This is a genomic window from Actinoallomurus acanthiterrae (genome assembly GCF_054775715.1).
On record NZ_BAAHCO010000001.1, the window covers coordinates 11,665,068 to 11,683,149 of the forward strand.

Genomic DNA, 18,082 nt, shown 5'->3' on the forward strand with positions numbered 1-18,082 from the left:
GCTCACCGCCCCTTCAGCTCGAACTGCCTGCGGAGCATTGTCTCGTCCAGCCTGACGTTGCGTCCGTTATCGATGACCGCGAGCACAGGGTAGTTGTCGACGTTGAGGATCCGTTGCAGAGTCGCAGCGAACCCGGCGGCCCGTACGGCGGGCTCGCCGGCGCGCTGGGCCACGACCGGAAGCGGCAGCACTCCCCCGGCCTCGAGCAGCGCGATCAAGACGGCCGTGACCTTGGCGGCCGGGACCTTCCGCGGCATGAGCTTCTGCTGGGCGTCGAACAGCTCGGTGGCCAGCAGCTCGGTCACCAGCGCCTCGGCGGGCGCCGCGCCGGCAGCGGGTGCAGCCGTTTCAGCCGCGACATCGAACAGCTCCGACTGGTCCTTGCTCGTGCTGGCCTTGGTGGTCTTGCGCGGGGCGGGCATAGGGGCCGGTACGGGTCGTACCGGCCGTACCTCGGCATCCAGCGACCACCAGGGAGGGCTCTGCTCGGGCAGCGCTCGCCAGCCCGCCGGGGCGTCGGCTCCCAGGGGGAGGAACGCCAACAGCGGAATCGCCACCTCGGCCAGGGCAGCGCCGCCGTGGTAGCCGGCCTTCTTGTCGGTGTAGCGGACGTAGGGATCCCAAAGCGCGACGATCCGGCCGTTCTCGGTGGCGACCCGCGGCCCGGCCAGCTCCACTTCGCCGTCTCCGGCGGGCGAGGTGGCCTGGCGGTGCCGGGCGGATCCAGCCCCGGCCGTCCGGCGCAGCTCCCCGCCAAGTTCCAGGACGTGGCCGTGGTCGCTGGTGATGATGATGGCCCTGCCCTGGTAGCGGGCATGATCGAGCAGTGCTCGCAGCCCGGAGATGTCGGCGATGCTCCACGGCCGGTCGGCGCGGCCTTTGTCGAGGCTGTCGTCGATGGCGTTGAGGACGACGGCGACGGCGGTGGACTCGTCGCCCAACGCCTGCACCAAGTCGTCGCTGAGGGTCTCCCCCGCTTCACCGGGCAGGCCGCCCTTGTGAAAGAGTCGCGCCTTCCGGCCCTTCCAGAAATTGTGGCCCTCGAAGGCGGCGCGCTCGTCATCCTGGCCACCGACGGTGATTCGGGCGGCGAACAGGCTGGCACGCGACACCTGGGTGAGCGTGGGCAGCGCGGCGATCACCGCACGTCGCCGGGGCTGGTCGCCGGTCACATTCAGCGGGTCGTATTCCTCCCAGCGTTCGGTCCGCAGTTCCTCGCCGAGCGCGGTGGCGACGGCGGCATTCATCCCATCCAGCACCAAGAAGAGCACGGCGCGCTCATGCCCGTTCTTGCCGGCCACCAGCGGCGCCACGACACGCGGAAGCACGGTCTCGACGGTGAGGGCGTCACCGGGGTCGGCCGCTGCGGCCGTGGATGCGGCCAGCTTGACGGCGAACGCCTCGTCTAGGGCGCGGCGCCGCTCCCGGACACGTGCATACAGGTCGCGGTAGGCGGCCTGCATCGCCTGGTCGACCTCGCCCGCCCAGACGTCGTCGCGGGCCCGGTCGACCCAACCCCACTCGTCGAGCTGCGCCTGGACCGCGGCACCGACGCCGGAGACGGACCTGACAGGCGTGGCCAGCCACTGGATGAGCCGCCGCGCCATCTCGGCCCGCCGCAGGCGGTGGCCATGCAGGTCCTTGGTGAGCGCGTGCGCGCGCAGCGCCGCCACCGCCCCGGCGAGCTCACTGACTCGGGCGTGATCGCGGACGGCCGCGTTGAGGGTCCGTGCGATATCACCGAGCCGGGCGTCGACGCTGGACTTCAGCAGAAGGCTGTGGCGTGCCGCCGGGCCAGCACCGAACTGGCCGAGTAGTTGTTCGGCCCGGTCCAGCACGGCGTGGGCATGCCGCCCCGCGTTGGGGTCGCGGCGGTCGGCCAGGAGCCAGCCGACCAACCGCTCGGAGGCGGCCGCGAACTCCCGCACGGCCCGGTCGGTAACCTTGATCTCGCCGGGCCGGGCCATGGCGATGTAGGTCAGAACGCCGCCCTGCGCCCGCTGCACATCCCCGCCCGCGCCTGGATTCCAGAGCGCGGCACAGAGCAGGCCAAGAGCCAGTGCGTCCGCGCCGTTGCCCGCTTCTACCAGCGGGAACAGCACTTCAGCGGTACCGCCGACGTACTCACGTAGCCAGTCGATCAGGCCGACGCGCTCGGTGTCACGGAGCGTACGGAATGCCTCCATCGACTCGCGGTCCCGGCTCCACAGCAGGAGAGTCCCGGCATCCAGGTTCTCGGGTTCGACGCCGAACCGGTTCAGCCGCAACCGGCGGGCGGCCAGCGCTCTCATCGCCGTATCCCGGGTGAGCAGGCTCCCGTGGAGTCGCGGCCAGCCGCCTGGTGGCATGGCGTTCAGCAGCGCCTCCCCCGCCCAGCCCTCGGCGGCCAACCGAGGGTCGATGCTCTGGGCGCCGAAGCTTTCCTGGATGAGCCGCCATGGCTCCACGATGAAGATCCGCTGACGGATGGCCCGGCTGAGCAGCCCGGGACCGAGTTCGCTCTCCTCCGCCGCCGTCAGCACCACGAGAATGCTGTCGCCGCCTCCTTCGACGTGCTCGGTGACCTGTTCGAGCACCGCCAGTGGCGACACGCAGACCGCGGTACGGACCATACGGCCATCGACGGTGAACGGCGCGAACCCGTTGCCGGACGGTTGAGCACGCATCAGCAGCACTCGCTCGGCCCGGCCGTTGTACTTGCGCAGCAGGCGGGCCACCTCCTGCTCCAGCGCGGCGGAGGTGACGGGCAGCACCCGGCCGGTCGTCGACGTAGCCATGGCTACTCGACCACCCGCCAGGAGATCTCAATCACCGCGCCGGAATGCTCGGCGGCGATCTCCGCCACAAGGCTCTTCAGCTCGGCGACCGGAAGCGTACGGGTAGAGCCGGCCAATCCACCGGCTGTGTCCCGGTGACCGGCGGGTCCTCCTGCATAACGCGCCCGCCGCCATCGGTGGGTCCGCTTCCCTGCTCGCTCCCGTCGGCCTCCTTCTCCCTGGCCTCTTTCTCTGCTTTCTCTGCGGCCCGTTGCGCGCGCAGCAGTTCGGCCGCGTCGGCGTTCGCCCTGCGGGTCAGCTCGCTGGCGGCCGCCCCGGCCTTGGCCAGAGCTGGGCCAAGCCCGACGGTGAGTTCGTCGGCGGCAGCGTCCTCCCGAAGCCGAGCGAAGATCCGGGTGGCCTCCTGGTCGTACGGGGCCGGCAGCGAGGCGATGTGCTGGAGTGCATCCCATTTGGCGGTGCGGATGGCCGCGACCACCGCCGCGGCACTCTTGATGCTCTTGCCCACCCGCTGCGCCGGTCCGCCCAGGTCCGCGGTTGCGAGCTGCTCGATGATGTCGAGCCGTCCGTACCGGGATCCGAGCCCCTCCAGCAGATCCGCGGCGGTCTGCGCGGTGTGCAGTCTCCCCTCGCCGGCGGCCGGGTCGAGGCCGAGCGTCCGGGCATGCGCCTCGAGCTGGGCGACGAGTTCTTGGGCGGCGTCCCGGTACTTCCGGGAGTCGTCGGACAGCTGCCGCGCGAACAGCGTGGCCAGCCGAGTCCGCCTGGCCTCCGGCGGGTTGTGGCCGAACACCTCCATGGCCCGGCGACGGGCCATCTCCCACGTTTCGGAGTCGGGAAGCCGCTCTTCCCGGAGCGACATCTCGTCCTTGATCTGATTCAGTTCGGGCGGCGTCGACAGCACCGCGCCCCGATAGACGAAGGCCCGGTCGGACTGCTCAGCGAAACAGGCGATGATCAGGTGGCCGAGCAGTGCGTCCAGGCCACGCGGCTCGGGCAGATCGATCCATTCGAGCAGCTTCGTGGCGTTCAGGTCGCCGGTGTTGCCCTCTTTGGCGGCGAGCTGGTGAAAGTGCTGCCGCCAGTGCGAGCCGAGCACGAACGCGGCCTCATGCATCTCGCCGATCAGGAGCGGGTTGGCGATCCGCCGCATGGTCGCCCGGTGCGCCTTGTCGACCTCGACGCGGCCATCGGAGACCTCGGTTGCCCGCCGTACGTAGTCGCGCACCACCTTGGCGTCGGCGAGCTTCACCGTGGCGCCGGACCGGTCAGGGTCGAAGTCCGGATGCGCCGGGTACTGTGCCGCCAGCATCTGGTCGGTGAGCGACCACATCGCGTCGGACAGCGTGGCACCGGACGCGAGCCTGGGCGCGAGTCCTTCGTACAACGAGTGCAGATGCTCGTCGAAACCGCCCACGATGTCGCCTGGCTGTTTGGTGGTCAGCCCGTACGCCTGGCGCAGCGTCTCGGTCAGCTTGCCGCTCAGCACGTCCCGCTGAGCCGTAAGGGTCTGCCGGGCCCGATGCCGGTCGGTCGGATTGAGCTCCTTGGCGTGCTCGTCGAACCGCTGGCCGTGCAACACGTAGTCGATGACCACGAGCTGCCGTAGATCCCGCATCCGCTCGGCCGACAGTGTCGCCGGAATCCAGCAGACCGTGCGGTCGTGGATGCCCCGAGCCGTCAGGCCCTGCACGCGGACCCGGTCATCGGCGGGCGTGTGATCGCCCTCGTCGAAGGGGTAGTCGAGGATCACCCGCCAGGAGGTCGGGTCGGCCGGATGGAAGGCGTCATCGCGTAGATCGTGCTCATCGCGGACGTTGCCGAAGACGACCTCGACGGAACGCTTGCTGCCCCGCCACGTCAGGTCGAACCGGTCACCGCTGTACTGGTCGGTCTCGGTGACTCCCAGCTCCTTGTAGAGCAACTTCTTGATCAGGTTCTTCCGGGCACCGTCGCTGTCGGCGAATCGGGCGGTTGACAGCACCGACTCCACGTCGACGCCGACCAGCTCCAGGCCGACCCCGGGGTCATCGGCCTTCACGTATTTGATCTCGGGGAAGCGGCCGGCCCACGTCTCGACCTTCCGGGCGACCTGGGCGACCTCGGTGCCGGGGATCGGGCTGGTGACGCTGCCGTGGTTGAGCGCCGACAGCCGGCTCGCCGTCAGGTTGTGCAGGGCGGGCACCGTCGGTGCCAGCGCCGACAGCAGCAGTGTCTTCATCAGCCGGTCGTCTCCGCTGAACGCCCGTACCCTGCCCGCGAGCTGCGCGTCGACCGAATCGCCACGACGGACACGGGACAGGTCGTCGTCGTTGAGCCCGTAGGTCTCCAGCAGGTACGGCCGGAGCCGCGTTTCGTACAGCTTCTGGGCGGCCTCGAATTCGACCTTCAGCTTCTGCGTGAACGGCTCGTCGCCGCCCTCGGTGATCACGTCGTACAGATCGCCGAGCGGGATGAGCTGACCCAGCCGTAGCTCCTCGCGGCGGCGGATCAGCAGCTTGCGCATCAGTTTCAGTGCGGTCCGGGACCGCTGCAACGCCGACGAGAGGTAGACGAGGGTGTCCATGAACGCCGGGCTGAAGGGATAGGTCTTGCGGAACGCCTCGATATCGGCTCCGGTGCCGCTCCCTGAGCCGAGCAATGTGTCCCAGACCTGCTGGCGAAGCTTCGCCGTCTGGTCGAACGCACGCGCGATCGCCGCCTCCGCCTCGGTGTCCTTCGGCTTGAGTACCCGCTCGCGGGCGATCACCGGCAGGTTGCGATCTTCCAAGGAGACGGTGTCGAAGCGCGCCTTGGCCAGGTCGAGCGTGTCCAGGATCCGCAGCTCGGCGGCACCGCTCACCTGCTCGCCGAGGGCCTCACGGAGGTCCCGCTGGCGGGCGATGAAGCTGACCACCGGTACCGGCCGGTCCGGGTCACCGGATTCGACGAAGTTGGTGACCTTCTGCATCTCCCGGCTCACGAACTGCGCGTCCCCGGCCGAGTTGATCAGCCACAGCACCAGTTCGTCCAGGAACAGGATCAGGCCGTCGTAGCCGAGCTCCTTGGCATGCCGGCTGATCTCCTTCAGGCCGGCGTCCAGCGATACGAATGCCTCGGCGTCCTCCTTGGCATCGCGAAAGAACCCCTCGCCCCAGGTCTGCAGCAGGTCGTTGACCAGGCGGCGGCGCAGCTCGTCGTCGTACGCGGCCGCGAACGCCGCATCGAGTTTCTCGGTGGTCCAGAAGGCCGAGCTCTCGCCCCACTCGTCCTCAACATCGCCGCCGGGCAGGTCGGCGATGAACTTCTCGTCGCCGATCTTCTCGCGTAGGTTGCGCATCTGGTCCAGTAGCGCGTCCGACCGGTGCACCGCCGGGATCGTCTGCACATCGGGATGCAGCACGCGCACGTAGTCGATGTAACGGCCGAAGACGCGCTGCTCCAGCGACTTGGCGCCCAGCAGGTGCAGCGGGACGAGGAGGAACTTTCGGCCGTCCATCCAGTCGTGCTTGGTGAGCAGACCCGCGAACTCAGGTCGCTCTCGCGCCGCTTTCGCTCCCCGTAGCAGCGCATGCAGTACTGCCATGAAGTGCGACTTACCGGCACCGAACGATCCGTGCAGGTACGCCGCCTTGGACGCCTGCCCGGTGACCGAAGCCTTGATCAGACCGAGAGCCTGGTCGAAGTTGGTGACCAGCGAGTCGGTGATGACGTACTCGCGCAGCGTCTCCTCGGCATGCCTGACCCCGCTCGCCAGTTCGAGGACGAAGTCGGCGTCGTTCATCGACTCCGGGATCTCGATGAACTCCCGCAGCAGCGGCTGATTCGGCGTGGTCATGACTCCTGCTTCTTCTTCCCCGTCGTACGGCCACGGCTCGTCGCCGGCGGACGCCACCCAGCGAGATCATCGTCAGTGAGGCCCAGCCGACCAGCGGTCTGGTCCAGGAACCCCTCGTAGACCTCAGCCGGGCTGCCGCCATAGTTGGCGTCGAACTCCCCATGCCACTGCCGCACCCACGGCAGCACCTCACGCAGGCCCGCCAGCAGCGGCTGCAGCTTGTCGCGGCCCCAACCGTCGTTCTGCTCCCGCTCCACGATCAGCGTAGCCAGCGCCTGCGCCTGCTCGCGATGGTCGAACCCGGCCCAGCCGAGCAGCAGCGCCCCGTTCTTGGTGCTCGTCGCGCCGTCCCGGCTCGCGTAGGGGTAGGAGATGAACCGCTCCTTCGGCACGTCGAGCTTTCCGCGGTTACGCCAGTAGGAGGTCTTTAGGAAGTCACCCGACCCATACTTGGCCAGCACCGGAATCTGGTCCCGGATCTTCTTCTTAACCTCTTCGGACTCGGCCGCGTCCTCTTCCCGCTGCCGGCCCCAGACGTGCTCCCAGTCCTTCCGCTTAGTCAGTCCGGACGGCTTGTAGCGGAACGCAGCCAAGTAGGGCACGTGCTCGTCGGTCATAAGCTCGGCGACGACCTTCTCCAAATCCTTGCCGGGCGCGTACAGCTCAGCCACTTGGAGTACGTCTGCGTCCCGGCGCAGCGCGTCGGCCAGCTCAGCGGTAGTCAGTAGCCGCGGCTGCTCCATCCCGTCCACCTCGTGGAACCAGTGCTCGCGCGCCTCGAACCGGTCTAGGAGCCACCCACCGAGGGCTTTCTCCTGCATGGCGTCGAAGCCGCCGGTGGCCCAGCGGCGCTTGCATTCCGGGCGCTCGATGAGTCCGATGTTTCGATCCGACTCGATTAGCGCGATCCGCTTCTCTACTACCGCCCGGTATTCCGCTGACCATTGCTCCGGCAGTTTCGTGATTGGAGTCGAGTTGTGCCGAACGAACCACTGTGTTCTTGCCTCGCCCGCCACCATCTTCCGCGCCAGCACGATCTCGAACGCGCGCTCCCCGAGCTTCAACTCGGGCACCGCTTCCGCTGGAGCGGTCAGCACCTCATCGAGAAGCCCGTATAGCGCGTAGACTTGCCAATCCAGCTCTTCCTGCTCGGCAATCAACCGGCCACGGGTAGCATGCCACTCTCGTCGAGCCTGAGCCAGTGCTTCCCGGCTCGGCACTGCCTTCGCCGCCACGCTCGATGGACTCACCGCCGAGAGATGTTGTGCCAGCGTCTCCAACTCTCGGCCCAGCTCCAAAGGCAAACGTGCAGGCAACGGAAATTGCTGAACTTTTGTTCCGTTGAACTGATAGAAATCCTCCCATGGCACCGTCGCCTGCCGTGCACCCCGACTATCGACTGTACTGCCCTTATTGTGCGCGACTTGCTTGAGCCAGAAGCATGCAGTCGAGCTATTGAGGATCCCCAACAGTTCTAGGTACTCGCCCTCTCCCGCCCCTTCTGGCAGCTTGATCACGGGCGCGGTCCGGTTGAATACTTTACGTCCTCGATCGAGCACAAAATGGTTATGTGTCGCCACTTCAGCGAAGGCAATCGACAGTGGCGCTGCATATCTCCTTGGAAAGAACATGCTGTGGTCAAACCATCGCAGACCCCGTTCGACCGGCCGCCGCCCGAAGTCAATTCTTCGGTCAAGGAGAATGCGGTTCAACCAATAGAATTGCGCTTCACGATTTGCAGGCGGCCGGGGAACACCACTATTGTTATACGGGAAGAGCGTCCATGTCGGCGTATACAATTGGAAGTCCCGGACGTCTTCCCCTAGGACGACCGGAACACAAGATTCACTCAAGCCCCGGGTACGCGCAGCCGCCGAAGGAATATAGAAGGCCTCATCAAGGCCGGTGTGCGTTGTCCGACCGATTGCATCGATACTCTTTTCCAGCCGCTCAGGAGAGTCCTCGAGTAGCGCCAGAAGATCCGCGGCGCCACCACCGGTGAGGCTCCAAGGGTAGTTAGCGAGAACTTCCCGCTGCGAATCCACAACACTGACCCACTCGCTTTCGGAACCGGGCTCACTCAATTGCTTAACGATCGCCCGCCACACAAGACCCAGGCTCGGGTCCACAGGAGCGCTGGGCTCGCCGCGGATACCCATGACCGTCCGAATTGTCTCGCTGCGTGACTGGCGATAGTTCTTGTTGCGACCGATAACGATCACTGTTGGCGTACCGTGACCGGGAACATAGGCACCGGATGTATCGATGACGTGAGTAAGCTCAACTTCATCACGGAAGAACTGCTCGATCAATTTTCTGCCGAACTCACGCTTCATAAATGAGTTAGCAGTGATTTGGCCGATGAATCCTGCACGCTTACCATCGCCGTCGGGCTTACGGGCAAGCCGAAAGAAACGCTGAGCGAAAGGCACCGAGAGCGCGTAAGTTCCAGCACAAGCGTCGTATAGTTCGCGGTAGAGCTGGTTGAGCTTCTTGTCCTTGACGGTTATGTACGGCGGGTTGCCGACGACAGCGTGGTAGCGGCCCTCGTCGAGGATGCGAGGGAAGTCCTGGACATCTTCTGAGGCGTAGTGGAAGTCAGCGAGGGCGTCATCCTGGTCGATCCCGGGGATGGACTGCTGGCGGTGCTTGATGAGGGCGTCCCCTATGGCAAGGTTGAGCGGCAGTTCGTACTGCTCGACCTCTATTAGCGTGGTGAACTCAGACGCCTTCACTGCGGCGATGAAAAGACGGAAGCGAGCGATGGCCACGGCGAACGGGTTGAGGTCAACGCCGTGCACGGCGGACAGTGCTAGCCGGACTCGCTCACGCCGGTCTCGGGCGGGAGCCTGCTCGTCCCATTCGGCCAGCAGTCGGTGGAAGGCCCCCAGCACGAAGTGGCCAGATCCGCAGGTCGGATCGATCATCAGGACCTGATCGTGGCCGAACTCTTCAATCGCCGGTGTGAGCGTGTAGTCGAGGATGAACTCTTCGACGAATTCTGGGGTTTGCAGAAGCGCGTAGTTCTTCCGCGCCGCTTCGGACAGGTCCTGATAGAGGTCGCCGAGGAAGCGGGTGTCCCAGTCCTCGCTATCGAAGGTGTGGGCCAACCCGCCGGATTCGCCGCGGCGACGCCAGAAGGCGATCAGCCCTTTGGCTGCATCGTGGGAGATCGGGATCTGGTAGAGCGGATTATGTTGCTTGTCGAAAAGTAGATGCCCCGCCTGCGATCGGCCGATCTCGGCAAAGGCGGCGAGCAGCCAGCCTCGGTCGGTCTCGGCGGGATTGGCGCGGAAGAACTCGTCCTGGGCCTCTTCGGCGAGGATCATTCGGTCGTGGTCAGGTCCGGCGAGGTAAGGCTGGGTCAGCAGCCCGTTGTCCTCACAGAAGCGGACGAACACCGTGCCGAGCACCCATGCTGCGGCCGCCTGGGTGACCCGCTCGTCCCGCCAGGACTCCCAGGTGGCGGCGGTACGGCCGACCTTGAACGCGCGGTCGTACTCGCCGCGAAGCCGGCTGTAGACGTCGAGGATCGCTTCCACCTGGCTCCGCAGGTCACCTTCGAGCGACGTGACCTGCTTGACGAGGTCGTCCTTGAGTGCCTTGGAGACGATCACGAGGCCTGGGCTCCGCTTCTGTGCTGGTTGGCCACCCATGCGTCGGGCAGCACGATCCATTCGTGGGGAAGTTGGGCGGGCACGAGGGCGCCGTCCAGGCGCGGCTGGTGCTCGGGGTTGTTCATGGGACAGAGCAACCACACCGGGGCGCCGCCCTTCCGGGCCCGGCCGACGAGGTCGAAGAGCACGTCGCCCGCGTCATAGCGGGTGAAGGCTCCCGCGTCGTGTAGCAGCAGCGGCGCGTTCGCCTCGGTCTGGGCGTCGGCGAGGCGAGGTTCGACGAGCTTCCACGCCTTGCCGGCGTACTCCTTGAGCTTGAAGGCGGCCCGGCTGCCCGGCTCGGCGACGTCAGCACCGAGGATGGTCTCCCAGGTGGGCTTCTGCCCTGGGACGACCTGCTCGCGCAGCGCTTCCAAGAACAGTTCGGCCAGGTTCAGCGGGCGCGCACCGAAGCGGGTGATCAGCTCCTGGCGGGCCCGCTCGTACCGGCCGAGCTGGACGGTGATGGCCCGGAATCCGCCGGCGGTGTCCGCAGCGGAGACCGCCGCCTGCAGACGCTCCTCCGTACGGAGGGCCTCTGCGATCTCCGGGCTCTCCGCGGTGAAGCGCGATATTTTCGCCCGGGTGATGCGGCGGCCGACGTGAGTACCGGTCGTGGACTCCTCGGCTTGCGGAGCAAAGTAGTGGCCGGCACGCCAGCGCACCTCAAAGCCGGCGTCGCGCAGCAGCCCATCGAGCTTGGGGTGGCCCGGCAACGGCTCCAGTGCAGGGAACCTGGCCCGTACCTTCTCGTGGATCTGGGCCGGAGTGAGGCCGATCGCCTTGCCGTCCCGCATCCCGGCCGGCACGACGCCCGCCTGGGACAGGCGCAGTGCCCGTACGGGTGATAGATCGCGTGGGTAGATCTCCAGCCGTGCGGTCGCGGCGGCCTTCTCGGAGGCTGCCGCGGCGAGGAAGACCAGTCGACGGTCGTCGACGGTGACCGCGACACCGGGGACGCTCACCGCCTGCAGTTCACGCAGCACGGTGGCCGGGGTGGGCAACGGGTCCTGGGCGGCGAGTCGGTCGGCACCCTTGCCGAGCGCGTCGGCGTAGTCGAGCAGCGCCGGACCCGCCGGGGTGTCGGGCGCATCGTCAGCGGTGGCCTCGAGCGCCACCATGATCCGGTCGCCGTGCCTGCGGATGATGAGCCGGGGTTCACCTTCGACCGGGTCGATCTCGACGGCGGCCCGTACGGCGGCGGTGGCGATCGCGCGGCGTAGCCCCGGGTCGGTCCGGGTCGACCCCCGGCGGGCGAGGATCGCCTCGGCGAGCTCGGCGGCGCCCATGACCCGGCCGCTCTCGGCCAGCAGTGTGAGTACCTCATCCAGGACGCTGCGGATGAGGGGGGCACGGCGCCAGCGAGCCCGCTGTTTGATCAGTATTTGGGCGACACGGCCGGAGGTCACCGACGGCTGCAGCGCCGTGGCCACCTGGGGCTGCATAGGCCACCGCGAGAGCGGAGATGGCGTGCCCGAAGGGTCCGGGAGGCCGAGCAACAGCCGGGTTGCCTCTACCTCCGTGGCGTTGCGGCCGGTCTTCTGCAGGTCGGGAACGAGCAGCGCCGCGATGACGTCCAGCCCGATCCGGCTGAGAGACTCCTCTTCCGGCTCTCCGGCGGCCTTCGCGGAGCCAGCGTCGGCGGCCTCGGCCTTGGCCACCTTCTTTTCACCGGGAGCAAGTGGCGACGACTCGTGCTCCGCCAAACGGGCCCGCCACTCACGGATCCGCCGCTGCAACTCCTGGCGGGTCTTGGCGCCCAGGCCCGGCAGGTTGAACAGCGATTTGGACGGCAGGTCCAGCAGGTCGCCGACGGTGGCCGCGTCCAACCGTACGGCCGCGGACACGGCCCGCTGCGTGAGCCCGGCGGCGTGCAGAACGGTGGCGCGGGTGGCCGCCGCGGCGGCCTTGTCCCGAGTCTTCTCCGGTGCGTCGTCGTCGGCCGGCAGGCTGCCGCTGCCCGCGCTGTCGGCGGGATGCTCGGAGCCAACGGGCGGTGCGGCGTCGCTGTTCCGGAAGACCATCCGCCAGGCGGTGGTCATCTCCTTGAGCGAGTCGTAGCGTTTCTTGGCGTCCCGGTGCAGCGCCGTGTGGAAGAAGTCGACGAGTCCGTCACGGATCGCCGGGTCGAACGCCTCCACCGCCAGGGTCGGCGGCCCCTCGGTGAACTGGACCTCGGTCTTGCCGTCGCCCCACGCGGGCAACTCACCGGAGGCCATCTCATGTAGCGTGACGGCCACGGCGTACCGCTCGGCGTGCGCGTCGTACACCTGGCGGGAGGCGCTGCCGAGGAAGGGGTCGAGATAACCGGGCGTACCTGCCTCGATCTCCTTGACCGAGATGCCCGCCAGGCTGAAGTCGAAGAGAACGAGCTGGCGGGTGCGGTTCGGCCGAACCCGGATCGCGATGTTGTCGGGCTTGATGTCGCGGTGAGTGACGCCCTCGCCCTCCAGGAAGTCGACCGCGCCGAAGAGGTACTCACTGAAGACCTCAAGCTCGTCGGGGCTGAGCCGGCCGTCCTCACGGATCTTGCGGGCGACCGTGTGCTCACCGGCATGGTCGAGCACAAGGATCGTGCGGCCACCGATCCGTGCGGTCTCGTTACGGGCCAATCGGATCACACGCGAGTCGTTGTCCAGCCGCCGGAGCACCGAAGCCTCATGCTCCAGCCGCGACGCCTTCTCGTCCGACAACGCGATCTTTAGGACTTCCTTTTTGCCCGAGGTGAGCTTCTCGGCCAGAAAGGCACGCGAAGTCGATCCGGTACCGAGCCGCTTCTCGATCCGCCACTCGCCGGCGACGACCTCACCGGGCCTGGCCGTCAGCGGGTCGGGCTCTTCCGCCTCGAGGACGGTTTCGTCAGCGAGAGCCTGGTTGGACGCCTCCGTCTCGTCTACGGCGGGAGCAGTCGCGGGCTCCTCCGGTGCGGTCGCCTCCTCCTCGACGAGCTCCAGCATTTCGAGGAACTCGGCCACCGTGGTCAGGCGCTGCGCCGGAACCGGGGCGGTGGCCGCCTGGACGAGCTCGTCCATGAACTCGGTGACTGAGTCGGCCACGGCAGAGGGGCGCAGCCCATTGTCCCTGGCCAGGATCGTGTACAGCTCGTTGCGTTTCTGGGCGGGCGGCTTCCCGGTGAAGAGCAGGTACGCCAGGGCACCGAGTCCGAAGACATCCATGGCCACCGGGTCGGGGTCGGTGGCACTGATCTCGGGAGCGAGGTATCCCTGCGCCGATGTTTCGATGTGCCGCCCGACGTGGCTGGTCGAGGTTCCCCTCAGGACCGAGTCACCGGCCGTACCGCCCGCCGAGTCCGGACCGCGGGTCGCGGACTGCCAGTCGCTGATCTGCAGCAGTGGCCGCAACCAGCCGGCCTCCTCGCTGCCACCACGCACCTTGGCGGGAGTGACGAGGATGCTCCGGGCCGACAGCGCCCGATGGTGAAGGTGCCTGCCGTGGGCGTACGAGACGGCCTCGGCGAGCTGGCGGATCATGCCGAGCCGGGCGTCCAGGTCCAGCTTCTCGCCGTACTGCGCCATGTGGTGGTCCAGGCGCATCGCGCGCGAGTCATGCCTGAAGATCAGCGCGGGGCCGACCTCGTGCTCCTCCATGGCGTCGACCTGGACGATCCCGGGATGGCTGATCCCGTGCAGCGAGAGCACCTCACGCTTGGCGGCCCGGATGATGCTGGCGCGCATCGCCTGATCGGCGTTGCGCTCGACCAGATAGATCCGGATGCGCCGTTTCTCGGCTTTGAGCTGCGAGTGCCCGGCGTGGTGATCCTCCCAGGTCGGACCGACGTCGAATGGCTTGGCCTGGAGCTGCCATGAGCCGACCCGGAGGTGACGCCTACTGCGGGCGATACCGACGTCGTTGAGCAGCTGGTCGAGCTGCTTCGACAGCGTGGGGGTGAGCCGGCGCCGATCGTCCTGCGGCGGCTTGCGGAGCAGGTCCGCCCAGATCTCCGGCAGCCCGCTCTGTCCCTCGGTGCCGTAGATGCCGTGCAGATGGTGGTCGGGCAACTCCACCTGGAGCTGTGGAACCGAAAGGAAGACCGCCGCCTGAATGAACGGAACGGTCTCCTTGACCCTCCGCTTGCTCGCCGTCCTGCGCAGCAGCGACTTGAGCTGCTTGGCCTTGGAGTCGGCCAGGTGCAGCGGGTTGTCGAAGGTCCGCACACCCGAACCCGACGGTGCAGCCAGCAGCCAGTTCGAGCCGCTCGCCGTCAACCGACCATGCAGGCTCTTGATCTCGATGAGGTAGATGCCGCTAGGCGCGGCGACGAGCAGGTCCACCTCACGCACGTGGCCGGTATCGGCTGTAAAGGTGAAGTTGGACCAGACGCGGTAAGGCTCAGCGTCCGGAAGCAACTGCCGAACGTACTCAAGGGCCTCACGCTCATGCTGGAACTGGGAAGGCGTAACGGTGGTCCAGCGACCCTCTTGCATACCCTCGACAATCCCCCTTCAGCCGATAATCCCTCCGTAGGACGACCGAAGGCGCCAGTTAGCCTACTTCCGGTCATGGCCGCATATGGCCGCGCCCCAAGCTTGACAGGCTAGGCGATCGCGCACGGTGATTTGTGCATACGGATAAATGGCGAGACGACTCTCCATATCCCCTTATCACCATTTTGCTTGCACAGGTAGCGTCAGTTCAACACTTCCCCCTACAGCATGAAGTTCCGACTCGACGAATACGTGGCAGACACCCCCTCCACACGAAGGCATCGACGCTACGCGCCGCCGCCTCACCCGGAAGGAACTTCTCGCTAGCGGGTGTGGGTCTTCGAACTTCGCAGTCTTCGAAGTCCAGACCTGAGCGGCAAGATCAAGTTGTGGGATCGCTACCAGGCGTGGGCCGCACGGCTTCTGCTTCCGCCGGCCTGGGTGGCCGGTGATACTCATCCGGGCATCACCTTCCGGCTGTGGCGCAGGTCGATGACGTGGGTCAGGTCGCCAGCCGTGATGGTCATCTCGGTGTCGCCCTCGCGTACGCGGCACAGCGGATTGTCGATGTGGTGCGCCGGGGCGACGCGGCCGTCGGCGTCGAGGCCGGCGGTGAACGGGCCATTCCAATCGAGCCTGAGGACGGGCCCGTGACGGGGGCGGTAGGTCACCGAGTCCGCCGTCCACTCGGGCCGACCGAGTGCTGCGGCGAAGTCGCCGATTGATCCGTCGGTGGTGCGGCGGCCGACCGTACAGACCCAGGCGCGGCCGGGACCGGCCGAGCGGAGTTCGGCGTGGGCATCCGGTCCGGTGACCGTGATCCATATACCGCCCTCGGTGGCAAGCGCGACATACCCGTCGCTGCGGCGGGCCGCGATCCAGTCACCGGTCTGCACCCATTCGTCGGTGTGTGGCAAGGGGCACCATGTGTGGGTGTGGCCATCAGGTCGTCGGCGGGTATCCGGTAGAGCGCGAGCACGGTGTCGCGGTGCTGGCGGGCGCGGGGCAGGATGCGGTTGCCTGTCCAGGCGCCCGGCCGGGCCGAGGAGTGCACGGCCGCGTTGGCGGGTGGGTGACGAAGATCTGTGTCTCCGGGCCGAGCGTCGCACTCCAGATGTGCTCCTGCAGGCCGGGCAGCCCGGAGCGGTAGTCCTCGACGCACGACAGCATCGCGTCGGGGGTCTTGTAGATGACACAGGACGACTCGTACGGCCGGGACAGCAGGTCGCGGTGGAAGCGATACGTCCCGTGTTGCGCTGGCGGCCGAGCCATTCCTTCGGGAGGTCCCGTGCGGCGGTACGTACGGCATCGGGGACGCGGTAGCGCCGTGGCGAGCACAGTCACGGGAGCACGGCGTCGTTAAGTGCGCCGACGCACCAGACCACCCACATGATGGGCGCAGCCTCATCCAGCCGGGAAGCCCGCAGCGTCTGCAGGTAGGGTCGGCCGTGCGCGGATCCGTGCACACCCCGCCAGGAGTTCGCGTACCGACCAATCGCAGAACGTCGACAGTCCTGACCAAAAGTTGGTATTTCGGTCACCCTGATCATCGACCGTCCGTGAACGACCTTTCGCAACAAGCCAAGGTGAGCACCAGCCGGCACCCGCGGACGTGGCTGTCCATAGCCGCTAAAAGTGCGCTGCAGGGGCAACCACCACTCTGACCGGGTGATACGCACCAGCAATAGGATTGACCACCTAAGTCGCGAAACCGCTTGATCACCCAGGGATGCGCCATGCCTGTCGTCGAAGATCCAACCGATGCATTCAGCGAGTTCACCCAGAACATCGAATACGCGAAAAGGCTGGTCAACGGCGGTGAGCGGCTCGCGCAACTCCGGGTTGGAGCCTTCGACGTCGACGACCTTTACCGAGCCGCCTGGGTGCAGGCTGTAGCGGCGTTGGACCACTGGGTGACCCGCGAGGTCGTCGACCGCTCAGTCGCTCTGGCCGAAAACCCCAACGCCGAGCGGCCCGACAAGTTCAACAAGCTGACGATCCCCGTCGAGCTGTTCGAGCAGATCCACCACGACAATCAGCCGCTCAGCGGAACGTTCCGCCACCATCTCAACCAAGTGTTCGGATACATGACCTTCCAGAACCCTGACAAGATCAAGGAAGGATTCGCCCACGTCAGCAAGATCGACCTTTGGAAGAAGGTCGCCGAGATCCTCAACCAGGACCGCGCCCCCGCAGAGCGTCTGAGCGCTGACCGAGTTCGCTCCGCACTCAAGGGAATCGCTGCGCGGCGCAACCGAATTGCGCACACGGCGGATCGCGATCCTCACACTCCCGGCAAGAGAGCCCCGATCACAGCGGCAGACGCACACGCCACGATCAACTGGCTGTTGCAGACGGCGCAAGCCATCTCAATCGCACTCGGCAAGGTCCCCGTCGCCCCGACTCCTAACGCGGTTCCCGAAGGCGTCGACGCTACGGACGGCGCCGTGGCCGACTCAGCAAGCGCTCGGCCAGAGCCGACAGGTCGTAGCCCGTGGACGGAAGAGACCCTTCGCCAGCAGATCCAGAAGACCTGCACGGCGGGCGTCGCAGACCTGCTGATGGCCGTATACCGACAAGCCGAATGCCATCCAGCCTTTTCTGGCTTTTACTTCGGCGAAGGCAAGAAACCGTCGGTTACGGCCTGGTTTAACGTTGGAGAAGACGAGTCCGCCGCGGTTTGGAGTATCTACACCGACGAGCAGAAGGCGGTGCTCGCAGTCAACTTCCAGTGGATGCGCGACCGTCGCGCCCTGGCGAATCGGTTGGCCCCACTTGCGGAGACTCTGAGCAGGCTGCCGGGGCTGCACGACCTCCCTAGACAGCTGGTGACCAGCAACTATATGCGGCGACCTTCGCTGGGAAGGGCCACGCTATCCGCTCCGAACGCCAAAGAGGTGTTCCTTGGAGCGTTTAACGAACTCCTTTCCGAACGGAAGCGTAGATTCTTCTGATCGCTCCAAGCGTTTGGGGCAACAGTTATCACGGGCCCTGTTCGCGTCGGAAGGGCGCCGGGCGTACAGCCAGCGTTTCAGCGGCGCAACGTCGGGTCCATTAGTGAGCACCCATCGGCCGTCCGGGCCAGAGGGATCCTTCGGTAGCGAGCATCTCGCCCAGGCCGTTCGGCCGGCTCGTTCCAGGCACGGGCGATGAGCCAGTCGCGTGCGGTGGCACGTTCGTCAAGCGGGTGGGATAGTTCGGCCGGACATGAGTCCCTCACTTGAGTCCGGTCGCGGCGGCACCCTGCATGGTCCTCTGCTGCAGGACCAGGAAGATGATGATCACCGGCAGCGTGCTGACGACCGCCAACACCGAGGATGACGTTGACGGGACACGACCTGTTCGTCCCCAAGCTGGTCGAGCCCGAAGGGCAGTGTGTAGTGATTC

General features: G+C 66.7%; 7 protein-coding genes. 1 reads left to right on the forward strand and 6 read right to left on the reverse strand.

What is annotated here, in order from left to right:
• Positions 1–2: 2 nt before the first annotated feature.
• From pglZ to ACYVF7_RS55090, 6 genes are all read right to left on the reverse strand, one after another.
• Positions 3–2,777, reverse strand: a complete 2,775-nt coding sequence (gene pglZ / locus ACYVF7_RS55065; protein WP_460355894.1) for a BREX-2 system phosphatase PglZ — start codon at positions 2,775–2,777, stop codon at positions 3–5.
• Between the two features lie 76 nt (positions 2,778–2,853).
• Positions 2,854–6,594 (reverse strand): hypothetical protein, encoded by a 3,741-nt coding sequence (locus ACYVF7_RS55070; protein ID WP_460355897.1) that lies wholly within the window; start codon positions 6,592–6,594, stop codon positions 2,854–2,856.
• Positions 6,591–10,211, reverse strand: a complete 3,621-nt coding sequence (gene pglX / locus ACYVF7_RS55075) for a BREX-2 system adenine-specific DNA-methyltransferase PglX (protein WP_460355899.1) — start codon at positions 10,209–10,211, stop codon at positions 6,591–6,593. The genes ACYVF7_RS55070 and pglX overlap by 4 nt, the downstream gene beginning before the upstream one ends.
• Positions 10,208–14,695 carry a BREX system serine/threonine kinase PglW gene (gene pglW / locus ACYVF7_RS55080; protein ID WP_460355901.1) on the reverse strand — a complete coding sequence of 1,496 codons (4,488 nt, stop codon included), beginning with the start codon at positions 14,693–14,695 and terminating at the stop codon, positions 10,208–10,210. The genes pglX and pglW overlap by 4 nt, the downstream gene beginning before the upstream one ends.
• A 455-nt stretch (positions 14,696–15,150) precedes the next feature.
• The gene (locus ACYVF7_RS55085; protein ID WP_460355904.1) at positions 15,151–15,612 is read right to left on the reverse strand and encodes a hypothetical protein; all 462 of its coding nucleotides are present in this window, start codon (positions 15,610–15,612) and stop codon (positions 15,151–15,153) included.
• A gap of 25 nt (positions 15,613–15,637) precedes the next feature.
• Positions 15,638–15,967 carry a hypothetical protein gene (locus ACYVF7_RS55090; RefSeq protein ID WP_460355905.1) on the reverse strand — a complete coding sequence of 110 codons (330 nt, stop codon included), beginning with the start codon at positions 15,965–15,967 and terminating at the stop codon, positions 15,638–15,640.
• A 464-nt stretch (positions 15,968–16,431) separates the two neighbouring features.
• Here ACYVF7_RS55090 and ACYVF7_RS55095 point away from each other — a divergent pair, with 464 nt between their 5' ends.
• Positions 16,432–17,649 (forward strand): hypothetical protein, encoded by a 1,218-nt coding sequence (locus ACYVF7_RS55095; protein WP_460355908.1) that lies wholly within the window; start codon positions 16,432–16,434, stop codon positions 17,647–17,649.
• Positions 17,650–18,082 lie beyond the last annotated feature (433 nt).